We start from the raw sequence: 21,461 nt of genomic DNA, 5'->3' as shown, positions 1-21,461 counted from the left end.
TGTGGCGTCGTTAATGGAAGTCCGCGATATGCTGGCCCTGCAGGGCCGCATGGAGGCGAAACAGCTCAGTGCTCGCCTGCAGACGCCTCAGCCGCTGATTGACGCCATGCTTGAGCGAATGGAAGCCATGGGTAAGGTGGTCCGGATCAGCGAAACGAGCGAGGGCTGCCTCTCCGGCAGCTGTAAAAGTTGCCCTGAAGGGAAAGCGGCGTGCCGGCAGGAGTGGTGGGCGCTGCGATGAAAGGAGTCAGGCCTGGTCGCGCAACGAGGTAAAACGAGTAAGACAGCTATGAAAAACGGGCCAGCAGGCCCGTTTTCTTATGACTGGATTATTTATAAACGTCAGCGTTCGCGTGTACGGTTTTTTCGTTTTTCTGCCCGGCAATCACCACAAAGTATTTCCCACCCAGCTCATCGGCTTTTTTCGACAGATCGCGTCGGGCATCCATCGGCGACGTCGTCCTGGAGGTCGTAATGCTACCGACCTTGGTCAGATTCATCTTCGCCACGTCTTCTTTTTGGATCTCTTTCGCGGCGAATGCGCCGAAAGAGAGGGTGCCTATCACCAGAGATGCAACCATTCCTGTAACAAGTTTCATAGCCTCTACTCTCCATAAGGTTGTTATTGTAGGTCACGGTGGCGGATTGAAATAATCAACCACCGTAACAACCTAAGTATTGCTAGGAATGGCCCTTTTACCATGGCGCGGCAAAAAAAATTACCCCAGCCGCGTCTTCAGCGCCAGCAGCGGCTCGCAGAAGGCCGCGGGATGGGAAACAAACGGCGCATGCGCGGCCTTATCGAAGAGGATTGACTCGCTTTCCGGCCACAGGTCATCCAGCAACGGGACGATCTTGCGCGGCACCAGTCCATCCAGCCGGCCATACAGCCGCAGAAACGGCATCGGCAGCCTGACCAGCGCCTGACGCAGATCGACGGTTCTGAGGATCTCCAGTCCGCCATTCAGCGCCTCGGCGGAAGGCATCGGCAGCGAGAGCACCGCCTGCTTTAACGCCCGCGCATCCTGACGCGCGCTCTCTGTGCCCATGGTTTGCAGGGCGAGGAATCGCTCGACGGTGCGCTGGAAATCGTCGCTCAGCTGCTGCTGAAATCCGGCCAGCACCTCGGGCTTGATGCCGGGCCAGTCGTCACGAGCCGCGAAACAGGGGGAAGAGGCAACCGTCACCAGCGCCTGCACGCGTTCCGGACGCATAATCGCGACCTGGCTGGCCACCAGCCCGCCCAGGCTCCAGCCCAGCCACACCGCCTGTGGAGGGGCCTGCTCCAGCACCCGCTGCGCCATCGCCTCCAGCGACATCGCCCCAAACCCGCCGCTGCGGCCATAGCCCGGCAGATCCACCAGGTGGAGGGTAAAATGCGAAGCCAGCTGCGGCGTGATGCAATCCCATACCTGAGCGTTCAGCCCCCAGCCGTGCAGCAGCACAAGATGACAATCTCCTTCGCCGATTGTTTGCCACCAGATGTCGTTCATCCGTTACCGTTCTCTTTTTACTGGACAGAAGGCCAAATATGCTAACAGCACACAGCTTATGCTGGCTATGCCAAATGCCGCTGGCAGTCGCCCGCTGGGGGATCTGCTCCCGCTGCAGCCGCGCCCTGCTCGCCTGTCCCCCGCTCTGCCCGCAGTGCGGCCTGCCGGCGGCGGCATCCCGTCACCCCTGCGGCCGCTGCCTGCAAAAGCCGCCTCCCTGGCATCGGCTGGTGGCGGTCAATGACTATCGCCCGCCGCTGAGCGGTCTGGTGCAGCAGCTGAAGTTTCACCATCGCCCGGAGCTGGGCCCCGCCCTCGCGCGTCTGCTGCTGCAGCGCCTTCTGCAGCGTGACGATTTGCCGCCAGTAGACGCTCTGGTCGGCGTGCCGCTATGGCATCGCCGTCGCTGGCGCCGGGGTTATAATCAGTGCGACGAACTGTGCCGACCGTTAGCCCGCTGGCGAGGATGCGTCTGGCATCGCGAAGGCCTGACTCGCCAGCGAGCCGGCGCCGTCCAACATTCGCTCAATGCCCGCCAGCGCAGGCAGAACCTGAAAAATGCCTTTCAGCTTGAATTTGCCGTGCAGGGACTCCATATCGCTCTGGTGGATGATGTCGTCACGACCGGCAGCACCGTCGCCGAGATATCCCGCCTGCTTTTGCGAAACGGCGCCGCGACGGTTCAGGTATGGTGTTTGTGCCGTACCTTGTAGACCCCCGCTGATGGGCGTATTATAACCCAGTAAAATAGTCAACTATTAGGCCAACGCTATGATCCGTATTTCCGATGCTGCACAAGCGCACTTTGCCAAACTGCTGGCAAATCAGGAAGAAGGGACGCAAATTCGCGTATTTGTGATTAATCCCGGCACCCCAAACGCTGAGTGCGGCGTATCCTACTGCCCACCGGATGCGGTGGAAGACACCGACACGGCGCTGAAATTTGAACAGCTGACCGCCTATGTCGATGAGCTCAGCGCGCCCTATCTGGAAGACGCTGAAATTGATTTCGTCACTGACCAGCTCGGCTCGCAGCTGACGCTGAAAGCGCCGAACGCCAAAATGCGCAAAGTCTCTGACGATGCCCCGCTGATGGAGCGCGTCGAGTACCTGCTGCAGTCGCAGATTAACCCGCAGCTGGCGGGCCACGGCGGCCGCGTATCGCTGATGGAGATCACCGACGACGGTCTGGCTATCCTGCAGTTCGGCGGCGGATGCAACGGCTGCTCGATGGTCGACGTGACCCTGAAAGAAGGTATTGAAAAACAGCTGCTGAACGAGTTTCCGGAGCTGAAAGGGGTTCGCGATCTGACCGAGCACCAGCGCGGCGAGCACTCCTACTACTAAGCCCTTCCTCCGGCGGCACCCTGCCGCCGGTCCTCCCTGGTCCTTTCTGTGTTACCGCGCAACATCTCCCGCTAAATGACCGGCAAAAACCGGGGAAAGAGTATGACTTAAGTCTCATATTTAACATTTTCCCCCGTCAGGTGATTCTCAACCCTCACATGTTACCCGTATCATCCATTTCAGGCGCCACCGGCAAAAAAATAGCCAGCTATCCTTTCTCTGGGTAAGGATAATGCAAGCGTTTACGGTGCCAGACTATTTTGCTCCCTGACGGAGCGGATGCTCTACAGGTTCGAACTTTGACGTTACCCATAACAAATTAAGGCCAGGTAAATCATGCCATTAGTCATCGTTGCTATCGGGGTTGCCCTGTTGTTGCTGTTAATGATCCGTTTCAAAATGAACGGCTTCATTGCGCTGGTTCTGGTGGCGCTCGCCGTCGGATTAATGCAGGGTATGCCACTGGATAAAGTGATCGTCTCCATCAAAAACGGCGTTGGCGGCACCCTTGGCAGCCTCGCGCTGATCATGGGCTTCGGCGCTATGCTCGGTAAGCTGCTGGCAGACTGCGGCGGCGCCCAGCGTATCGCCACCACGCTTATCAATAAGTTCGGTAAGAAGCATATTCAGTGGGCGGTGGTCCTGACCGGCTTCACCGTTGGCTTCGCCCTGTTCTATGAAGTGGGCTTCGTGCTGATGCTGCCGCTGGTGTTCACCATCGCCGCCTCGGCCCGTATTCCGTTGCTGTACGTCGGCGTACCGATGGCAGCCGCGCTCTCCGTCACCCACGGCTTCCTGCCGCCGCATCCGGGTCCGACCGCGATCGCCACCATCTTCCATGCCGATATGGGCAAAACGCTGCTCTACGGCACCATTCTGGCTATCCCGACGGTTATCCTGGCGGGACCGGTGTTTGCGCGCTTCCTGAAAGGGATAGATAAGCCGATCCCGGAAGGCCTGCATAACCCGAAAGTGTTCACTGAAGAAGAGATGCCAGGCTTTGGCGTCAGCGTCTGGACCTCGCTGGTTCCGGTGATCCTGATGGCGATGCGCGCCGTGGCTGAGATGATCCTGCCGAAAGGCCACGCCTTCCTGCCAATTGCCGAGTTCTTCGGCGACCCGGTGATGGCCACCCTGATTGCGGTACTGATTGCCCTGTTCACCTTCGGTTTGAACCGCGGCCGCTCCATGGAGCAGATCAACGATACCCTGACCTCTTCGATCAAAATCATCGCCATGATGCTGTTGATCATCGGCGGCGGCGGTGCCTTCAAGCAGGTGCTGGTGGATAGCGGCATGGATAAATACATCGCCTCTATCATGCACGAATCGAACATGTCTCCGCTGTTTATGGCGTGGTCTATCGCCGCGGTGCTGCGTATCGCGCTGGGTTCGGCGACCGTGGCCGCCATCACCGCGGGCGGGATCGCCGCGCCGCTGATCGCCACCACCGGCGTCAGCCCGGAGCTGATGGTTATCGCCGTTGGCTCCGGCAGCGTTATCTTCTCCCATGTTAACGATCCGGGCTTCTGGCTGTTCAAAGAGTACTTTAACCTGACCATCGGCGAGACCATCAAGTCCTGGTCGGTGCTGGAAACCATTATCTCAGTCTGCGGCCTGGTGGGCTGTCTGCTGCTGGGGATGGTGGTGTAAGGTCACTCCCGCCACAGAAAAAGGCCGGTCCGCGTGAAGCGGGCCGGCCTTTTTTATCGGACATGCTCTTCGCCGCGCAGAGGAGCGCGCGGCAGGAAGTTATCAGGAGGCGGCTTTCTTGCTCGCCGCCTTGCGCCGTTTATCCAGATCCTTAATCAGCTTATTGACCCGTTCATCGGCAAACATCTGCTCCAGGGTGACGGACAGCTTCCGGCGCCAGTTCGGGTACTCGGTGCTGGTGCCCGGAATGTTAACCGGCGTCGCCATCTCCAGCCAGTCTTCCGGCTGCAGGCCCAGCAGGGCGCTGTTGCTGTCGGCAATATAACGCTGCATCCCCCGGTTGAGGATCCCCGTCATGCTCATCAGCGAGGCCTTATGGCCGGCGCGCTTGGGCAGACAGCCGTACTTATGCAGCGCGTCCAGCAGCCCTTGTTTCGCCAGCTCGCGGTCCTGGTACAGTCCGCGCAGCACCACCTCATCAGGATAGAGGCCCAGCGCTTTACCTAACGTCAGATCGCCGCTTTCCCAGTAGCCGCGGAGAGTGGGCAGGTCGTGCGTCGTCGCCACAGCCATTGATTGCTCCGGGTACAGCGCCGGCGCGCGGAACGTTTTCTCTGCATCACTCTCAAAATAGAGCACCTTATAAGAATAGACGCCGCTGTTGCGTAACTTGCTGACGATCTCCACCGGTACCGTGCCCAGATCTTCACCGATCACCATGCAGCGATGACGCTGGCTTTCCAGCGCCAGAAGCGACAGCAGATCGTCGACCGGATACTGAACGTAAGCGCCATGGTCGGCGGTTTCACCATACGGGATCCACCACAGACGCAGCACAGACATCACGTGATCGATGCGCAACGCGCCGCAGTTCTGCATATTAGCGCGCAGCAGGTCGATAAACGGCTCATAGGCGCGGGCGGCAATGATATGCGGATCCATCGGCGGCAGGCCCCAGTTCTGGCCCAGCGGGCCCAGAATATCCGGCGGCGCGCCTACGGATGCTTTCAGGCAGTACAGTTCACGATCGCACCAGGTTTCCGACCCGCCCTCGGCGACGCCCACCGCCAGGTCGCGGTAGAGGCCGATCGGCATGCCGTCACGCTGGCTGGTTTCCCAGCAGGCAGCAAACTGACTCCAGGCCAGCCACTGCAGCCAAAGATAGAAACTGACGTCATCCTCATGCTCAACGCAGAAGGCTTTCACCTCCGGGCTGTCGATATCCTGAAAGGCCTTCGGCCAGGCCGGCCAGCCCCAGCGCAGCGGGTCCTGTTGTACCTGCCAGGCGTGCAGCGCATCGAAAGCCGCCTGCCAGTAGAGGCTTTCCCCTTCGCGCAGAACAAACTCGCGGAACGCTGTCATCTGCTCATCTTCACGACGAGAGAATTGTTTCCATGCCATACGCAGCGCGGTCATTTTCAGCGTAGTGACGGCGGTATAATCCACATCGTCCGTTTCCCGCGCCGCCTGCAGTGCCTGCTGCGTTGCCGGAGACTGCCACCACGCCTGCGCCTCTTCGCTACGCTGGAAATCTTCAACCGCGTTGACGTCGATATAAATAACGTTCAGCCAGCGACGTGAAGACGGGCTATAGGGGCTGGCGCTCTCCGGGTTCGCCGGATAGAGGGCATGAATCGGGTTAAGGCCAATAAACGACCCGCCGCGGCGGGCGATTTCCGGCAGCATGGCCCGCAGATCGCCAAAATCGCCGATCCCCCAGTTTTTCTCTGAGCGCAGGGTATACAGCTGCACGCAGGTGCCCCACAGCTTTTTCCCCTCTTTCAGCGGCTGCGGCTCATAGCAGCGGGCTGGCGCGACGATAGTCCGGCAGTGCCAGCGCTCCCCCTCCTGGGTGAGGGTCAGGGAGTGGTACCCCTCCGGCAGTTTGGCCGGCAGCGGCAGCGTCTCGCCGCCGCGGGTTTTCCCTTGATACTGCTTACCGTCCTCAGTAGTCAGGATCCACTGATACTCACCGCGTCCTGCCACCGGCAGCGACATTTTTTTGCCGTGAGTGAAAATTTTCACGTTCGGCAGCGGGTTAACCGCCACTTTCGTGGCGGCGGTAGAGCGATGCATCGCATCCAGCAGGCGCTGTTTGGTGACAGCCGCGATAGACTGCGGCTTGCCGTGCGCGTTGATATAGCTGGGGCTGATGCCCGCCGCCAGCGCGGCATTATCGAGGCGTTTACTCTCCATAGGCCTTCCTTTAGCGTTTCGCCTGCCAGATACGTTGCTGATAATCGCGGATCGAGCGGTCGGAGCTGAACATGCCGCAGCGCGCGGTGTTGAGGATAGCCGCGCGGGTCCAGGCCTCCTCGTCGCGATACAGCTCATCTACCCGTTTTTGCGCCGCTACGTAGGCTTCGAAATCGGCCAGCACCAGGTACGGATCGCCGCCCTGCAGCAGGCTGTGCAGCATCTGATCGAAGGCATGCTTGTCGCCGTTGCTGTAGGTGCCGTTCTCCAGCTCCTTAAGCACCGCATCAAGCAGCTTGTCTTTTTTACGCCATTTCAGCGGATCGTAGCCTTTCGCTTTCAGGGCTTTCACCTCTTCAACCGTGTGGCCGAAGATAAAGATGTTCTCCTCGCCCACCTGCTCAGCGATTTCCACGTTAGCGCCATCCAGCGTCCCGACGGTCAGCGCGCCGTTCAGCGCCAGCTTCATGTTGCCGGTGCCAGAGGCTTCTTTACCCGCGGTGGAGATCTGCTCGGAGATATCCGCCGCCGGGATCAGTTTTTCTGCTGCCGATACACAATAGTCCGGCAGGAAGACCACCTTCAGCTTATCGCCGACTTTCGGGTCGTTGTTGATCGCTTCCGCTACCTTATTGATGGCAAAAATAATGTTTTTCGCCAGATAGTAGCCCGGCGCCGCTTTCGCGCCGAACAGGAAGACGCGCGGTACGCGGTCGGACTGCGGGTTTTCGCGGATCTCTTTGTACAGCGCAAGGATATGCAGCAGGTTAAGGTGCTGACGCTTATACTCGTGCAGACGTTTGATCTGGATATCGAAGATCGCCTGCGGGTTGATCTCAATCCCGGTACGCTGCTTCACAAACTCAGCCAGATGAACTTTGTTGGCCTGCTTGATATCGCGATAAGTCTGACGGAACGCCGCATCGTCAGCATATTTTTCCAGGTTGATCAGCTGGTCGAGGTCATTGGCCCACTCTTTTTTCAGCGTCTCATCCAGCAGCGAGGCCAGCGCCGGGTTGCACTGCTTGATCCAGCGGCGCGGCGTGATGCCGTTGGTCACGTTATGGAATTTGTTCGGCCACAGCTGGTTATATTCCGGGAACAGATCTTTTACCACCAGATCCGAGTGCAGCGCCGCCACGCCGTTGACAGCAAAGCCGCCCACCACGCACATGTTGGCCATCCGAACCTGTTTGTCATGCACCACCGCCAGCTTCGCCCAGACCTGCTTATCGCCCGGCCAGGTTTTGTCCACCAGCTGTTTAAAGCGGTCGTTGATCTCTTTAATGATCTGCATATGGCGCGGCAGCAGCGCTTTTACTAACTTCTCATCCCAGCATTCCAACGCTTCCGGCATCAGGGTGTGGTTGGTGTAAGCAAAGGTTTTGCTGGTGATCGCCCAGGCGTCGTCCCAGCTCAGCTGGTGCTCGTCAATCAGCACGCGCAGCAGCTCCGGGATGGCGATGGTCGGGTGCGTATCGTTCAGCTGGATCACTTCGTAATCCGCCAGCTCGGCCAGCTTGCGGCCTGCCAGATGATGACGGCGCAGGATATCGGCCACTGAGCAGGCGCACTGGAAGTACTGCTGCATCAGGCGCAGTTTTTTACCGGCCTGATGGTTGTCGTTCGGGTACAGCACCTTGGTCAGTTTTTCCGCGTCGATGCCCTGCTGCTCGGCGCGCAGGAAATCGCCATCGTTGAATTTGGTCAGGTTGAACGGATGAGCGTGTTTGGCCTGCCACAGACGCAGCGGCTGGGCGACGTTGTTGCGATAGCCAAGCACCGGCAGGTCCCAGGCTTCGCCGGTAATGACGAACGCCGGCTGCCATTCGCCGTTTTTGCTGACTTTCCCGCCGATACCTACCTGGACATCCAGCGCTTCGTTATGACGGAACCACGGGTAGCTGCTGCGCCCCCAGTCGTCAGGGGCTTCCATCTGCTGGCCATCGTCAAATGACTGGCGGAACAGGCCATACTGGTAGTTGAGACCGTAACCGGTCGCCGACTGCCCCACCGTCGCCATGGAGTCGAGGAAGCAGGCTGCCAGACGTCCCAGGCCGCCGTTACCCAGCGCCGGGTCAGTCTCTTCTTCCAGCAGATCGGTGAGGTTGACATCGTAGCCTTTCAGCGCGTCGCTGACGCCCTCGTACCAGCCCAGGTTGAGCAGGTTGTTGCCGGTCAGACGACCAATCAGAAACTCCATTGAGATGTAGTTAACGTGACGCTGTCCTTGCGCCGGTTTCGCTACCGGCTGCGCCGCCAGGAGTTCCGCCAACGCTCCGCTGACTGCGCGCCACCATTGACGCTGTGTCATCTCGGAAGCGGACTGTAAACCAAAATGCTGCCACTGACGCGTCAGTGCAGCCTGAAACTGAGCTTTGTTAAATGTAGTCTGTGACATAATGAGATCCGGGTCCTTTACTAAAACGATGGCGCTAGTGTGCCGACCTCCCGATTCATCGTCCTCATCCTGACGGGGATTAGACAGGGAGGAGTGGCGGGGATGAGCGAAAAGTGTGATCCTGAACACTATAGTGTGGGCGAGAAGACAAAAATATGCTGTAAAAATCACCGCGATATGACAATTGAGAGGTTACCTCCGGTAGCTAAAAATTTGTTACAGGCCAATACGCGTAAAAAATCTTCCAGTTCCTCGCCACGTTATTAACAAAATAAATAGAGGCCCCTGAAGAAATAAGCACCTTTCATCGCATTGACCCGCAAAAAAGATTACTTCTAAGAAATCGCTGACAATAATTTAATAAAAACAAACAACTACTCTTAGCGTAAAATAAATCCACCCACACTCCGCCAGCTACCGCCTGAAAACCGCGGCCGACCAGTCCTGCCTGCGATTTTTTCCCATTCTCAGCCAATGTCGAAATTTGTGACATAGAGCAAATTCAAGAGCATAAACTTCGGACATAACTTGCAATAAATTTCATAATCACCGACCTTATTAGATATTAATTACGAAGCGCAAAAAAAATCGCAACCTCTCTCTTGCACAGCGAAATGTAGAACTATGTTGATTCCGTCCAAATTAAGTCGTCCGGTCCGCCTTGAACACACTGTGGTTCGTGAGCGCTTACTGGCGAAACTTTCCGGCGCGAACAATTATCGTCTCGTGCTGATCACCAGTCCTGCCGGGTACGGTAAAACAACGCTCATTTCTCAGTGGGCCGCGGGTAAAAACGATCTTGGGTGGTTTTCGCTGGACGAAGGCGACAACCAGCAGGAGCGTTTTGCCAGCTATCTGATCGCGGCGATTCAGCAGGCTACCGGCAACCACTGCGCGGCCAGTGAAGCGATGGTGCAAAAACGCCAGTACGCCAGTCTCTCCTCTCTTTTTGCGCAGCTGTTTATTGAACTTGCCGACTGGCAGCGCCCGCTGTATCTCGTCATTGATGATTACCATCTGATCAATAATCCGGTGATCCATGACGCGATGCGCTTTTTCCTGCGCCATCAGCCGGAGAATATGACCCTGGTGGTCCTGTCGCGTAACCTGCCGCAGCTGGGCATTGCCAATCTGCGCGTCCGCGATCAGCTTCTGGAGATTGGCAGTCAGCAGCTGGCCTTTACCCACCAGGAGGCGAAACAATTTTTCGACTGTCGTCTGACATCGCCTATCGAAGCCGACGACAGTAGCCGGCTGTGCGACGATGTCGCCGGGTGGGCCACCGCGCTACAACTCATCGCCCTCTCCGCCCGCCAGAATAACTCCTCCGCCCAACACTCCGCCCGCCGCCTCGCCGGGATTAACGCCAGCCATCTGTCGGATTATCTGGTGGATGAAGTGCTGGATAACGTTGACGCCCGCACGCGCAACTTTTTGCTGAAGAGTTCTCTGCTGCGCTCAATGAACGACGCGTTAATCGTGCGCGTCACCGGCGAAGAGAATGGCCAGATGCAGCTGGAGGAGATCGAACGCCAGGGGCTGTTCCTGCAGCGGATGGATGATTCCGGCGAATGGTTCCGCTATCACCCGCTGTTTGGCAGCTTCCTGCGCCAGCGCTGTCAGTGGGAGCTGGCGGTTGAACTACCGGAGATCCACCGCGCCGCGGCGGAAAGCTGGATGGCGCAAGGTTTCCCCAGCGAGGCCATCCACCATGCGCTGGCGGCCGGCGATGCCAAAATGCTGCGCGATATCTTGCTCAATCATGCCTGGGGCATGTTTAACCATAGCGAGCTGGGGCTACTGGAGCAGTCGCTGGCGGCGCTGCCATGGTCCAATCTGCTGGAAAATCCGCGCCTGATCCTGCTCCAGGCCTGGCTGATGCAGAGCCAGCATCGCTACAGCGAAGTCAATACCCTGCTGGCGCGCGCCGAGCAGGAGATGAGTGTGGAAATGGACACCGCGATGCATGGCGACTTCAACGCGCTGCGCGCGCAGGTGGCGATTAACGATGGCGACCAGGACGAGGCGGAACGTCTGTCAATGGTGGCCCTGGAAGAGCTGCCGCTGGCCAACTATTACAGCCGCATCGTCGCCACATCGGTGCATGGCGAAGTTCTCCATTGTAAGGGGAAGCTGACCAAATCCCTCGCCGTGATGCAGCAGACCGAACAGATGGCCCGCCGTCACGACGTATGGCATTACGCCCTGTGGAGCATCATTCAGCAAAGCGAAATCCTCTTCGCCCAGGGCTTCCTGCAGGCCGCCTGGGAGAGCCAGGAGAAAGCCTTCCAGCTGGTACGCGAACAGCATCTTGAGCAGTTGCCGATGCATGAGTTCCTGCTGCGCATCCGTTCTCAGCTGCTGTGGGCATGGGCGCGCCTCGACGAGGCTGAAGCTTGCGCCCGCCAGGGGATGGACGTGCTATCCACCTATCAGCCGCAGCAGCAGCTGCAGTGCCTGGCGCTGATGGTCCAGTGCTCACTGGCGCGCGGCGATCTGGATAATGCCCGCAGCCACCTGAACCGGCTGGAAAACCTGCTCGGTAATGGTCACTATCACAGCGACTGGGTCTCCAACGCCGATAAGGTGCGAGTGATCTACTGGCAGATGACCGGTGATAAAACCGCGGCGGCCAACTGGCTGCGCCAGACGCCAAAGCCGGAGTTCGCCAACAACCACTTCCTGCAGAGCCAGTGGCGCAACATCGCCCGGGCGCAGATCCTGCTGGGCGACTTCGAACCGGCGGAAATGGTGCTGGAAGAGCTGAACGAAAATGCGCGTTCGCTGCGTTTGATGAGCGATCTCAACCGCAACCTGCTGCTGCTCAATCAGCTGTACTGGCAGTCGGGACGCAAGAGCGAAGCGCAGAAAGCCCTGCTGGAAGCCCTGACGCTCGCCAACCGCACCGGTTTTATCAACCACTTTGTGATTGAAGGCGAGGCGATGGCCCAGCAGCTGCGCCAGCTGATCCAGTTGAACACGTTGCCGGAGCTGGAGCAGCATCGCGCTCAGCGTATTCTGCGCGACATCAACCAGCATCATCGCCACAAATTCGCCCACTTTGACGAAGGGTTCGTCGAGCGACTGCTGAATCATCCGGAGGTGCCGGAGCTTATCCGCACCAGCCCGCTGACCCAGCGCGAGTGGCAGGTGCTTGGCTTAATCTATTCCGGTTACAGCAACGAGCAGATTGCCGGCGAGCTTGACGTGGCGGCCACCACCATCAAGACCCACATTCGCAACCTGTATCAGAAACTGGGCGTCGCCCACCGGCAGGACGCGGTACAGCATGCCCAGCAGTTACTTAAGATGATGGGATACGGCGTCTGACGACGCCGTTGCCGTTTAGCACAGCTCCAGCTGAAGGTTGTTATCAGTGATCACCTTCAGCACGCCGGCCGGCGGCAGCACGTCGGTATAGACCGCATCGACCATACTTATGCTGCCCATGTTGACCATCGCGTTACGGCCAAACTTGGTATGGTCCACCACCAGCATCACGTGGCGTGAATTCTCAATGATCGCCCGCTTGGTGCGCACTTCATGATAATCAAACTCCAGCAGCGAGCCATCGCTGTCTACGCCGCTGATGCCGAGAATGCCGAAGTCGAGGCGGAACTGCGAGATAAAGTCCAGCGTCGCTTCCCCAATAATCCCGCCGTCCCGGCTACGCAGTTCGCCGCCGGCGAGAATAATGCGGAAGTCCTCTTTCACCATTAGCGTGTTGGCGACGTTAAGGTTATTGGTCACAATTCGCAGATCGTTGTGATCGAGCAGAGCGTGCGCCACCGCTTCCGGCGTGGTGCCGATATCAATAAACAGCGTCGCTCCGTCCGGGATCTCGCTGGCCACCCGCCGGGCGATACGCTCTTTCTCCGCCGTCTGGGTCGCTTTGCGATCGTGCCAGGAGGTGTTCACCGAGCTGGAGGGCAGCGCCGCGCCGCCGTGATGGCGGAGGATCATTTTCTGTTCGGCTAAATCGTTCAGGTCGCGGCGGATGGTCTGCGGGCTTACCGCGAACTGCTCAACCAGCTCTTCCGTGCTGACGTAACCCTGTTTTTTTACCAGCTCGATAATGGCGTCATGACGTTGTGTTTGTTTCATGAAATATCCCTGGAAAAATGTCGCCTACCCGACCCCTGTCGGTAAGTCTTTATGCGCGTTTTCGCCCATGTAAGGTATCAACAAACGCCATCGCCAGGCCGGTCGCCAGACCAGCCACGTGCGCGCCGTTGGCGATCGCCATGCCGAAAACGTCAAACCAGCCAGCAATTAACCACACTAAAGAGAAGAGTATCAACCCGCGCTGCAGATAAATACCGCTCTGCGGATCGCGCTCGCCCCGCAGCCAGACGTAGCCCATCAGCGCGTAGACCACGCCCGACAAGCCACCAAACCACGGGCCGCTAAACTGGTGCTGCACGAAGCCGCTCAGCAGAGCGCTGATGACGGTGATCACCACCAGCTTGCCGCTGCCGATGCGCTTTTCCACCGCGCCGCCAAGATACCACCACCATAGCAGGTTGAAGAGAATATGCATCAGCGAGAAATGCATGAAAGCATGGCTGAAATAGCGCCAGGCTTCGAACTGCAGCGAAGGATCGTAGGGCCAGGCCAGCCAAATCATCACCGGCTGATCGCCCAGCAGATTTTGCAGGATGAACACCGCGATGCAGATCAGCAGAATCGCCCAGGTGAACGGACCGGCGTTATGCCGCAGCGTGGCAAAGAAAGGAAAGCGCTGATAGCGCAACCCGCTATTGGTCTGTCCGGACTGCCAGCTCGCCGCCAGATAGCGCGGGTCCGCCGGGTTTTCGAGAAAACGCGCCAGCTCAGCCCTGACGCGCCCGGCCTGACTCTCATCAGCCAGCCAGACGTCGCTCTGGGTATGCTGCTGGATGGTCAGGATAATCCCCTGCGTCGCCATATAATCGACAAACGCCTGGGCCACCCGCGGGTTGGCAAAAGAGGTAATCATTAACATGCAGCGAATCGCTTATTCCACACAAAGGGGGATAGTATACCTGCCAGTCGTTAAAACGTCCCGCGCGCCACTTCCGCCGGGAAATGGCGATGCCAGGCGTCGAACCCGCCGTCAACGCTATAGACCTTATCAAACCCCTGCTGCAGCAGATACTGCGCGGCGCCCTTGCTGCTGTTGCCGTGATAGCACATCACCATCACCGCCGTGTCAAAGTCGTTGTCACGCATAAACGCGCCCAGCGTATCGTTGGTCAGATGAAACGCGCCCGGCGTATGACCCATCGCATAGCTTTGCGGATCGCGGATATCGACCAGTACCGCCGTCTGCTGATGCAGTTTCTGGTGCGCTTCTTCAACATTGATGCATTCAAACTGTTCCATGATTCTCTTCTCTTTCTCGTCATGACGGGCGATGGCCGGCCCAATTTTACCCTGTAGTGTACCGTCAGGCGGTAAAGAAACGCCAATATGTTACACCCATCACTTCAAAATGTTTTTTTGATGTTACCAAAAGCGCGTTTGTTTGCTATAGTGAGCGATATCGAGCATTTATGAGCTTAAACGAAAGTGTGAGAGGGTAAGAACGTGGAAACCAAAGATCTGATTGTGATAGGCGGAGGCATCAACGGTGCCGGTATCGCGGCAGATGCCGCCGGGCGTGGTTTATCCGTACTGATGCTGGAAGCGCGCGATCTCGCCTGCGCCACCTCCAGCGCCAGTTCCAAACTGATCCACGGCGGGCTACGCTACCTCGAACACTATGAGTTCCGTCTGGTCAGCGAAGCGCTGGCCGAGCGTGAGGTGCTGTTAAAAATGGCCCCGCATATCGCCTTCCCGATGCGCTTTCGCCTACCGCATCGCCCGCATCTGCGCCCGGCATGGATGATCCGTATCGGCTTGTTTATGTACGATCATCTGGGCAAACGCACCAGCCTCCCGGGATCCACCGGGTTGCGTTTTGGCGCAGAATCGGTACTTAAACCGGAAATTGTGCGCGGTTTCGAATATTCCGACTGCTGGGTCGACGATGCCCGCCTGGTGCTGGCCAACGCGCAGATGGTCGTCCGCAAAGGCGGCGAAGTGCGTACCCGCACCCGCGCTATCTCAGCGAAACGTGAGAATGGCCTGTGGGTGGTGGAAGCGGAAGATATTGATAGCGGTGAGAAGTTTACCTGGAAGGCGCGCGGCCTGGTCAATGCCACCGGCCCATGGGTCAAACAGTTCTTCGACGAAGGGATGCATCTGCGCTCGCCTTACGGCATCCGTCTGATCAAGGGCAGCCACATCGTGGTGCCGCGGGTGCATACCCAGAAACAGGCTTATATTCTGCAGAACGAAGATAAACGCATAGTGTTTGTTATTCCGTGGATGGATGAGTTCTCTATCATCGGCACGACGGACGTCGAGTATAAGGGCGATCCGAAAGCGGTGGCCATTGATGATAAAGAGATCAACTATCTGCTGAACGTCTATAACGCGCACTTTAAAAAGACCCTCAGCCGGGACGATATCGTCTGGACCTACTCCGGCGTCCGTCCGCTGTGCGACGACGAGTCGGATTCGCCGCAGGCCATTACCCGCGACTATACCCTGGATATTCACGATGAGAACGGTCAGGCGCCGCTGCTGTCCGTCTTCGGCGGCAAGCTGACCACCTATCGCAAACTGGCCGAGCATGCACTGGAAAAACTGACCCCCTATTACAAAGGGATCGGCCCGGCATGGACCAAAACCGCTGTGCTCCCCGGCGGCGATATCGGCGGCGACCGCGACGACTACGCGGCAAAACTGCGCCGTCGCTTCCCGTTCATCAGTGAATCACTGGCCCGCCATTATGCCCGCACCTACGGGAGCAACAGCGAGTGGATCCTGAAGGAAGCCAGCGCCCTGAGCGATCTCGGGGAAGATTTCGGCCACGAGTTTTATGAAGCCGAGCTGAAATATCTGGTGGAGCACGAGTGGGTGCGCAGCCTGGATGACGCCATCTGGCGTCGAACCAAACAGGGTATGTGGCTGACTGCCGAGCAGCAGGCGCGCATCAGCGAATGGCTGGCGCAGCATGCGGGAAAGTCTGAACTGTCGTTAGCGTCGTAACGCTGCCCGGCGGAAACGCCTGAGGCCAGGTTCAACCGCAATAATCAAACAACGGGGCCAAATGGCCCCGTTGTGTTGCGTTGACTGGCTTACAGCCTTACCGGGTCGATATGCCAGATATATTTCGCGTACTCCTGGATCGTCCGGTCAGAAGAGAAGTAGCCCATGTTGGCAATATTCAACATCGCCTTATAGGCCCACTCTTCCGGGTTTTGATACAGCTCGTCGACGCGATCCTGGCAGTCCACATAGCTACGATAGTCCGCCAGAACCTGGTAGTGGTCGCCAAAGTTAATCAGCGAATCCAGCAGGTCGCGGTAGCGCCCCGGTTCCGCCGGGCTGAAGACGCCGGTACCGATCTGCGTCAGCGCCTGGTGGAGCTCTTCATCCTGCTCGTAGTATTCGCGTGGTTTATAGCCGCTGCGACGCAGCTCCTCCACCTCTTCCGCGGTGTTGCCGAAGATAAAGATATTCTCTTCGCCCACGTGCTCCTGCATCTCCACGTTTGCCCCATCAAGGGTGCCGATAGTCAGCGCGCCGTTAAGGGCAAACTTCATATTACTGGTGCCGGACGCTTCAGTGCCTGCGAGGGAGATCTGTTCCGACAGGTCTGCCGCCGGAATGATCAGCTGCGCCAGACTAACGCTGTAGTTGGGGATAAAGACGACCTTCAGCTTGTCGCCAATCTGCGGATCGTTATTAATCACCGCCGCCACATCGTTGATCAGGTGAATAATGTGCTTGGCCATGTAGTAGGCCGAGGCCGCCTTACCGGCGAAAATATTCACCCGCGGCACCCACTCGGCCTGCGGATCGGCCTTGATCCGGTTATAGCGGGTGATGACGTGCAGCACATTCATTAGCTGCCGTTTGTATTCATGGATACGTTTGATCTGCACATCAAACAGCGCCTTCGGATTGACCACCACATTGAGCTGTTGAGCAATATAGCTGGCCAGCCGCTGTTTGTTCTCAAACTTGGCCTGACGCACCGCCTGATTGACCATCGGGTAGTCGATATGCTGTTTCAGCTCATCAAGCTGACTCAGATCGGTCCGCCAGGTGCGGCCGATATGCTCATCCAGCACTTTCGACAGCGGCGGGTTGGCCAGCGCCAGCCAGCGGCGCGGCGTCACACCGTTGGTCACGTTGATAAAGCGCATTGGGAAGATTTTGGCGAATTCGGCAAACAGTGACTCCACCATCAGTCGGGAATGCAGCTCGGACACCCCGTTGACCTTGTGGCTGACCACTACCGCCAGCCAGGCCATCCGCACACGGCGGCCGTTAGACTCGTCGATAATCGAGGTGCGGCTGAGGAGGTCGGTATCGTTCGGATACTGCTCCTGCAAAGTCTTGAGGAAATAGTCGTTAATCTCGAAGATAATCTGCAGATGGCGCGGCAGAATTTTACCCAGCATATCCACCGGCCAGGTCTCGAGCGCTTCGCTCATCAGGGTGTGGTTGGTATAGGAGAAGACCTGACAGGTCACCTCGAACGCCTCGTCCCAGCTGAACTTATGTTCGTCGATAAGCAGACGCATCAGCTCCGGTATCGACAGCACCGGGTGGGTGTCATTCAGGTGGATGGCAATCTTGTCCGCCAGGTTGTCATAGGTTTTATGCAACATGTAATGGCGACTCAGGATATCCTGCACCGTGGCCGACACGAGGAAATACTCCTGGCGCAAGCGCAGCTCGCGTCCGGAGTAGGTCGAGTCGTCCGGATAGAGCACGCGGGAGACGTTTTCGGAGTGGTTTTTATCCTCTACCGCGGCGAAGTAGTCGCCCTGGTTGAATTTACCGAGGTTAATTTCGCTACTGGCCTGCGCGCTCCACAGACGCAGCGTGTTGGTGGCGTCAGTGTCAAAGCCGGGGATGATCTGGTCGTAGGCTTCCGCAATGATCTCCTCCGTCTCAATCCAGCGGGTTTTCTTTCCTTCCTGCTGAATGCGGCCGCCGAAGCGCACTTTATAGCGGGTGTTGTGGCGCTCAAACTCCCACGGGTTACCGTACTCCAGCCAGTAGTCAGGAGACTCTTTTTGTCGGCCATCGACAATATTCTGTTTAAACATCCCGTAGTCGTAGCGGATGCCGTAACCGCGTCCCGGCAGACCCAGCGCCGCCAGGGAGTCAAGGAAGCAAGCCGCCAGGCGGCCCAGACCGCCGTTGCCAAGCCCGGGGTCATTCTCTTCATCGATCAGCTCTTCGAGATCGAGCCCCATCTCCGCCAGCGCGCTGCTCACATCGTCATAAATGCCCAGCGACAGCAGCGCATTCGAGAGGGTGCGGCCGATCAGAAACTCCATCGACAGATAGTACACCTGGCGCACTTCCTGGGAGAGCTGCGCGCGGTTGGAGCGCAGCCAGCGCTCCACCATGCGATCGCGAACGGCAAACAGCGTGGCGTTAAGCCATTCATGCTTGTTGGCGATGGCCGGATCTTTACCGATGATAAACATCAGTTTATAGGCAATAGAATGCTTTAACGCCTCAACGCTCAGCGTCGGTGATGCATAGCTAAAGGGTACATTCATAACAATGACTCCAGTGGTTACATCAAGCGTTGATAAAGTTCGCGATAGGAGTTCGCGGCAACCTGCCAGCTAAAATCCATATTCATCGCCTGACGCTGCACGTAGCGCCAGAGCGACGGGCGCGACCAGAGGACAAAGGCGCGACGGATAGCGCGCAGCAATGACAGCGCATTGCTGTCCTCAAAGACAAACCCTGTCGCCAGACCATCGGCCAGATTCTCCAGCGAACTGTCAGCGACGGTGTCCGCCAGACCGCCGGTGCGGCGCACCAGCGGCAGCGTCCCGTATTTCAGACCATACAGCTGAGTCAGGCCGCAGGGTTCAAAGCGGCTCGGGACCAGAATGACGTCGGCGCCGCCCATAATGCGGTGGGAGAAGGCCTCATGGTAGCCAATCTGCACACCCACTTTGCCCGGGTGTTCGGCGGCGGCGGCGAGGAAACCTTCCTGCAGCACCGGATCGCCGGCACCCAGTAGCGCCAGCTGGCCGCCCTGCTCAAGCAGACCCGGCAGCGCTTCAAGCACCAGGTCCAGCCCTTTCTGGCTGGTAAGACGGCTGACGACGGCAAACAACGGCGCTTTATCATCGACCTTCAGGCCCATGGCAATCTGCAGCTGACGCTTGTTCTCCGCCTTCTCCTCCAGCGTGTCGCGATCGTAGCGCATCGGCAGCAGCAGATCGTTTTGCGGGCTCCAGATACCGTCGTCAACGCCGTTGAGAATTCCCGACAGCCGACCTTCATGATGGCGCTGGCGCAGCAGCCCCTCCATGCCGTAGGCGTACTGCGGCTCGGTGATCTCGCGCGCGTAGGTCGGGCTCACCGCCGTAATATGGTCGGCGTAGTAGAGGCCGGCCTTGAGAAACGAGATCTGCCCGTTAAACTCGAGGCCATGCATGTTATAGAACGACCACGGCAGCTCAATGTCATTCATATGCCAGGAGTAAAACATCCCCTGGTACGCCAGGTTGTGCACGGTAAACACCGATTTAGCCGGGCGTCCGCGCGCCGCCAGGTAGGCCGGCGTCAGGCCGGCGTGCCAGTCATGGGCATGCACCACATCCGGGCGCCAGAACGGATCCAGTCCGCTGGCCATTTCACTTCCCACCCAGCCCAGTAGCGCAAAGCGCAGGACGTTGTCGGGATAAGCGTGCTGGTTGGTATCGTGGTAAGGGCTCCCCGGACGGTCATAGAGATGCGGGGCGTCTATCAGGTAGATCCCCACGCCGTTAAAGTGGCCGTACAGCAGCGTGATCCGCCCGGCGAAGGTATCCCGGCGGGTCACCACCTGGGCATCCACCACGCCGCGACGGATATCGGGAAACGCCGGCAACAGCACGCGCGTATCGATACCCTCCGCGATTTGCGCCGCCGGCAGTGCGCCGATGACGTCCGCCAGACCGCCCGTCTTTAACAGCGGGAACATCTCAGAACATACATGTAAGACCTGCATTAGCGCTCCTGTTTGTGCCCTAATTTCCGCAGCATGTCGCGGGTCACCAGCACGATACCTTCCTCTGAGCGATAGAAGCGGCGTGCATCCTCTTCCGCATTCTCACCAATCACCATTCCTTCCGGGATAACACAGGCGCGGTCAATCACGCAGCGACGCAGGCGGCATGAGCGCCCCACCCAGACATCTGGCAACAAGACTGCCGAATCAATGTTACAGAACGAATTCACCCGCACGCGCGGGAACAGCACCGACTGCACCACCACCGACCCGGAGATAATGCACCCCCCGGAAACCAGCGAGTTCAGGGTCATGCCGTGGCTACCGGAGCGGTCCTGCACGAACTTCGCCGGCGGCAGCGATTCCATATGGGTGCGGATCGGCCAGTTCTGGTCGTACATATCCAGCTCCGGCGTGACTGACGCCAGATCGAGGTTAGCCTTCCAGTAGGCTTCCAGCGTCCCCACGTCGCGCCAGTAAGGTTCGGCGTTCGGGTCGGACTGCACGCAGGAGAGCGGGAAAGGATGTGCATAAGCCATGCCAGCTTCGGTGATCTTCGGAATGATGTCTTTACCGAAATCGTGGCTGGAGTTCTCGTTGCGATCGTCTTCTTCCAGCAGCTCATAAAGATAGGCGGCGTCAAAGACATAAATGCCCATGCTGGCCAGCGATTTGGTCGGGTCGGTCGGCATCGCCGGCGGGTTGGCGGGTTTCTCGACAAACTCAATGATTTTTTCGTTTTCGTCGACCGCCATGACGCCGAAGGCGGATGCCTCTTCAATGGGCACCGGCATGCAGGCCACGGTGCAACGCGCCCCTTTTTCGACATGGTCGATCAGCATGCGCGAGTAGTCCTGCTTATAAATATGGTCGCCCGCGAGGATCACCACGTACTCGGCCTTGTAGCGGCTGATGATATCCAGGTTCTGCGTCACCGCATCCGCCGTGCCGCGATACCAATTTTCGCCATGCACGCGCTGCTGAGCCGGCAGCAGATCGACAAACTCGTTCATCTCTTCGCTGAAGAACGACCAGCCGCGCTGGATGTGCTGCACCAGCGTGTGCGACTGATACTGGGTAATAACGCCGATGCGGCGGATCCCTGAGTTAATGCAGTTAGATAATGCGAAATCGATAATACGGAACTTGCCGCCAAAGTGAACGGCAGGTTTCGCACGCTTAATGGTGAGATCCTTCAGCCGGGTGCCACGCCCGCCCGCGAGGATCAACGCCACGGATTTGATGGGTAATTGACGCGCCAGCATCAGCGGATCGTTTTTTTCAAGCCTAACCATGATTAACTCCT

Annotated in this window: 16 protein-coding genes; 6 read left to right on the top strand and 10 right to left on the bottom strand. The window is 58.2% G+C overall.

The window, feature by feature from the left end; genetic code table 11:
- The first annotated feature begins 1 nt into the window (after position 1).
- Positions 2 to 241 (top strand): [Fe-S]-dependent transcriptional repressor FeoC, encoded by a 240-nt coding sequence (feoC, locus tag LPQ25_RS01700; RefSeq protein WP_002920509.1) that lies wholly within the window; start codon positions 2 to 4, stop codon positions 239 to 241.
- Between the two features lie 88 nt (positions 242 to 329).
- Here the strand turns inward: feoC and LPQ25_RS01695 are convergent, their stop codons facing one another.
- Both LPQ25_RS01695 and bioH read right to left on the bottom strand, forming a co-directional pair.
- Positions 330 to 599, bottom strand: coding sequence for a YdgH/BhsA/McbA-like domain containing protein (locus tag LPQ25_RS01695; protein WP_002920510.1), 270 nt, complete (start codon positions 597 to 599; stop codon positions 330 to 332).
- A 120-nt stretch (positions 600 to 719) separates the two neighbouring features.
- Positions 720 to 1,493, bottom strand: coding sequence for a pimeloyl-ACP methyl ester esterase BioH (bioH, locus tag LPQ25_RS01690; RefSeq protein WP_004174021.1), 774 nt, complete (start codon positions 1,491 to 1,493; stop codon positions 720 to 722).
- 38 nt (positions 1,494 to 1,531) lie between these two features.
- Here bioH and gntX point away from each other — a divergent pair, with 38 nt between their 5' ends.
- From gntX to gntT, 3 genes are all read left to right on the top strand, one after another.
- Positions 1,532 to 2,206 (top strand): DNA utilization protein GntX, encoded by a 675-nt coding sequence (gene gntX / locus LPQ25_RS01685; protein WP_004185961.1) that lies wholly within the window; start codon positions 1,532 to 1,534, stop codon positions 2,204 to 2,206.
- 58 nt (positions 2,207 to 2,264) lie between these two features.
- Positions 2,265 to 2,840 (top strand): Fe-S biogenesis protein NfuA, encoded by a 576-nt coding sequence (nfuA, locus tag LPQ25_RS01680; protein WP_002920540.1) that lies wholly within the window; start codon positions 2,265 to 2,267, stop codon positions 2,838 to 2,840.
- A gap of 336 nt (positions 2,841 to 3,176) precedes the next feature.
- Positions 3,177 to 4,493: a gluconate transporter gene (gntT, locus tag LPQ25_RS01675; RefSeq protein WP_002920542.1), complete on the top strand. Its 1,317-nt coding sequence runs from the start codon at positions 3,177 to 3,179 to the stop codon at positions 4,491 to 4,493.
- A gap of 102 nt (positions 4,494 to 4,595) precedes the next feature.
- Here gntT and malQ read toward each other — a convergent pair whose 3' ends face one another.
- The gene (malQ, locus tag LPQ25_RS01670; protein ID WP_002920543.1) at positions 4,596 to 6,689 is read right to left on the bottom strand and encodes a 4-alpha-glucanotransferase; all 2,094 of its coding nucleotides are present in this window, start codon (positions 6,687 to 6,689) and stop codon (positions 4,596 to 4,598) included.
- A 10-nt stretch (positions 6,690 to 6,699) separates the two neighbouring features.
- Positions 6,700 to 9,090, bottom strand: a complete 2,391-nt coding sequence (gene malP / locus LPQ25_RS01665) for a maltodextrin phosphorylase (RefSeq protein ID WP_004151407.1) — start codon at positions 9,088 to 9,090, stop codon at positions 6,700 to 6,702.
- A 624-nt stretch (positions 9,091 to 9,714) separates the two neighbouring features.
- Here malP and malT point away from each other — a divergent pair.
- On the top strand, positions 9,715 to 12,420 hold the full coding sequence (gene malT / locus LPQ25_RS01660) for an HTH-type transcriptional regulator MalT (protein WP_002920545.1): 2,706 nt from the start codon (positions 9,715 to 9,717) through the stop codon (positions 12,418 to 12,420).
- A gap of 15 nt (positions 12,421 to 12,435) precedes the next feature.
- Here the strand turns inward: malT and LPQ25_RS01655 are convergent, their stop codons facing one another.
- The 3 genes from LPQ25_RS01655 to glpE are packed head-to-tail and all read right to left on the bottom strand — an operon-like array spanning position 12,436 to position 14,454.
- Entirely contained in the window at positions 12,436 to 13,194 is a 759-nt protein-coding gene (locus tag LPQ25_RS01655) for a DeoR/GlpR family transcriptional regulator (RefSeq protein WP_002920548.1), read from the bottom strand.
- Between the two features lie 49 nt (positions 13,195 to 13,243).
- Positions 13,244 to 14,074, bottom strand: a complete 831-nt coding sequence (glpG, locus tag LPQ25_RS01650; RefSeq protein ID WP_004151408.1) for a rhomboid family intramembrane serine protease GlpG — start codon at positions 14,072 to 14,074, stop codon at positions 13,244 to 13,246.
- A gap of 50 nt (positions 14,075 to 14,124) precedes the next feature.
- Positions 14,125 to 14,454: a thiosulfate sulfurtransferase GlpE gene (glpE, locus tag LPQ25_RS01645; protein WP_002920552.1), complete on the bottom strand. Its 330-nt coding sequence runs from the start codon at positions 14,452 to 14,454 to the stop codon at positions 14,125 to 14,127.
- A 204-nt stretch (positions 14,455 to 14,658) separates the two neighbouring features.
- Here glpE and glpD point away from each other — a divergent pair, with 204 nt between their 5' ends.
- Positions 14,659 to 16,167, top strand: a complete 1,509-nt coding sequence (glpD, locus tag LPQ25_RS01640) for a glycerol-3-phosphate dehydrogenase (protein WP_002920554.1) — start codon at positions 14,659 to 14,661, stop codon at positions 16,165 to 16,167.
- 89 nt (positions 16,168 to 16,256) lie between these two features.
- On the opposite strand, the gene glgP is transcribed toward glpD, so the two are convergent.
- Genes glgP through glgC form a run of 3 tightly spaced genes read right to left on the bottom strand, consistent with a single transcriptional unit; the run spans position 16,257 to position 21,450 of the window.
- Positions 16,257 to 18,704: a glycogen phosphorylase gene (gene glgP, locus LPQ25_RS01635; RefSeq protein WP_002920561.1), complete on the bottom strand. Its 2,448-nt coding sequence runs from the start codon at positions 18,702 to 18,704 to the stop codon at positions 16,257 to 16,259.
- Positions 18,705 to 18,721: 17 nt separating this feature from the next.
- A complete protein-coding gene (gene glgA, locus LPQ25_RS01630; protein ID WP_002920564.1) occupies positions 18,722 to 20,155 on the bottom strand; it encodes a glycogen synthase GlgA in 1,434 nt (477 codons plus the stop codon).
- Positions 20,155 to 21,450 (bottom strand): glucose-1-phosphate adenylyltransferase, encoded by a 1,296-nt coding sequence (glgC, locus tag LPQ25_RS01625; RefSeq protein ID WP_002920566.1) that lies wholly within the window; start codon positions 21,448 to 21,450, stop codon positions 20,155 to 20,157. The genes glgA and glgC overlap by 1 nt, the downstream gene beginning before the upstream one ends.
- Positions 21,451 to 21,461: the final 11 nt, after the last annotated feature.

This window comes from Klebsiella sp. KPN54798, from assembly GCF_021184225.1.
Taxonomy (GTDB): Bacteria; Pseudomonadota; Gammaproteobacteria; order Enterobacterales; family Enterobacteriaceae; genus Klebsiella; species Klebsiella pneumoniae.
This window is presented reverse-complemented; position numbering and strand designations above follow the sequence as displayed.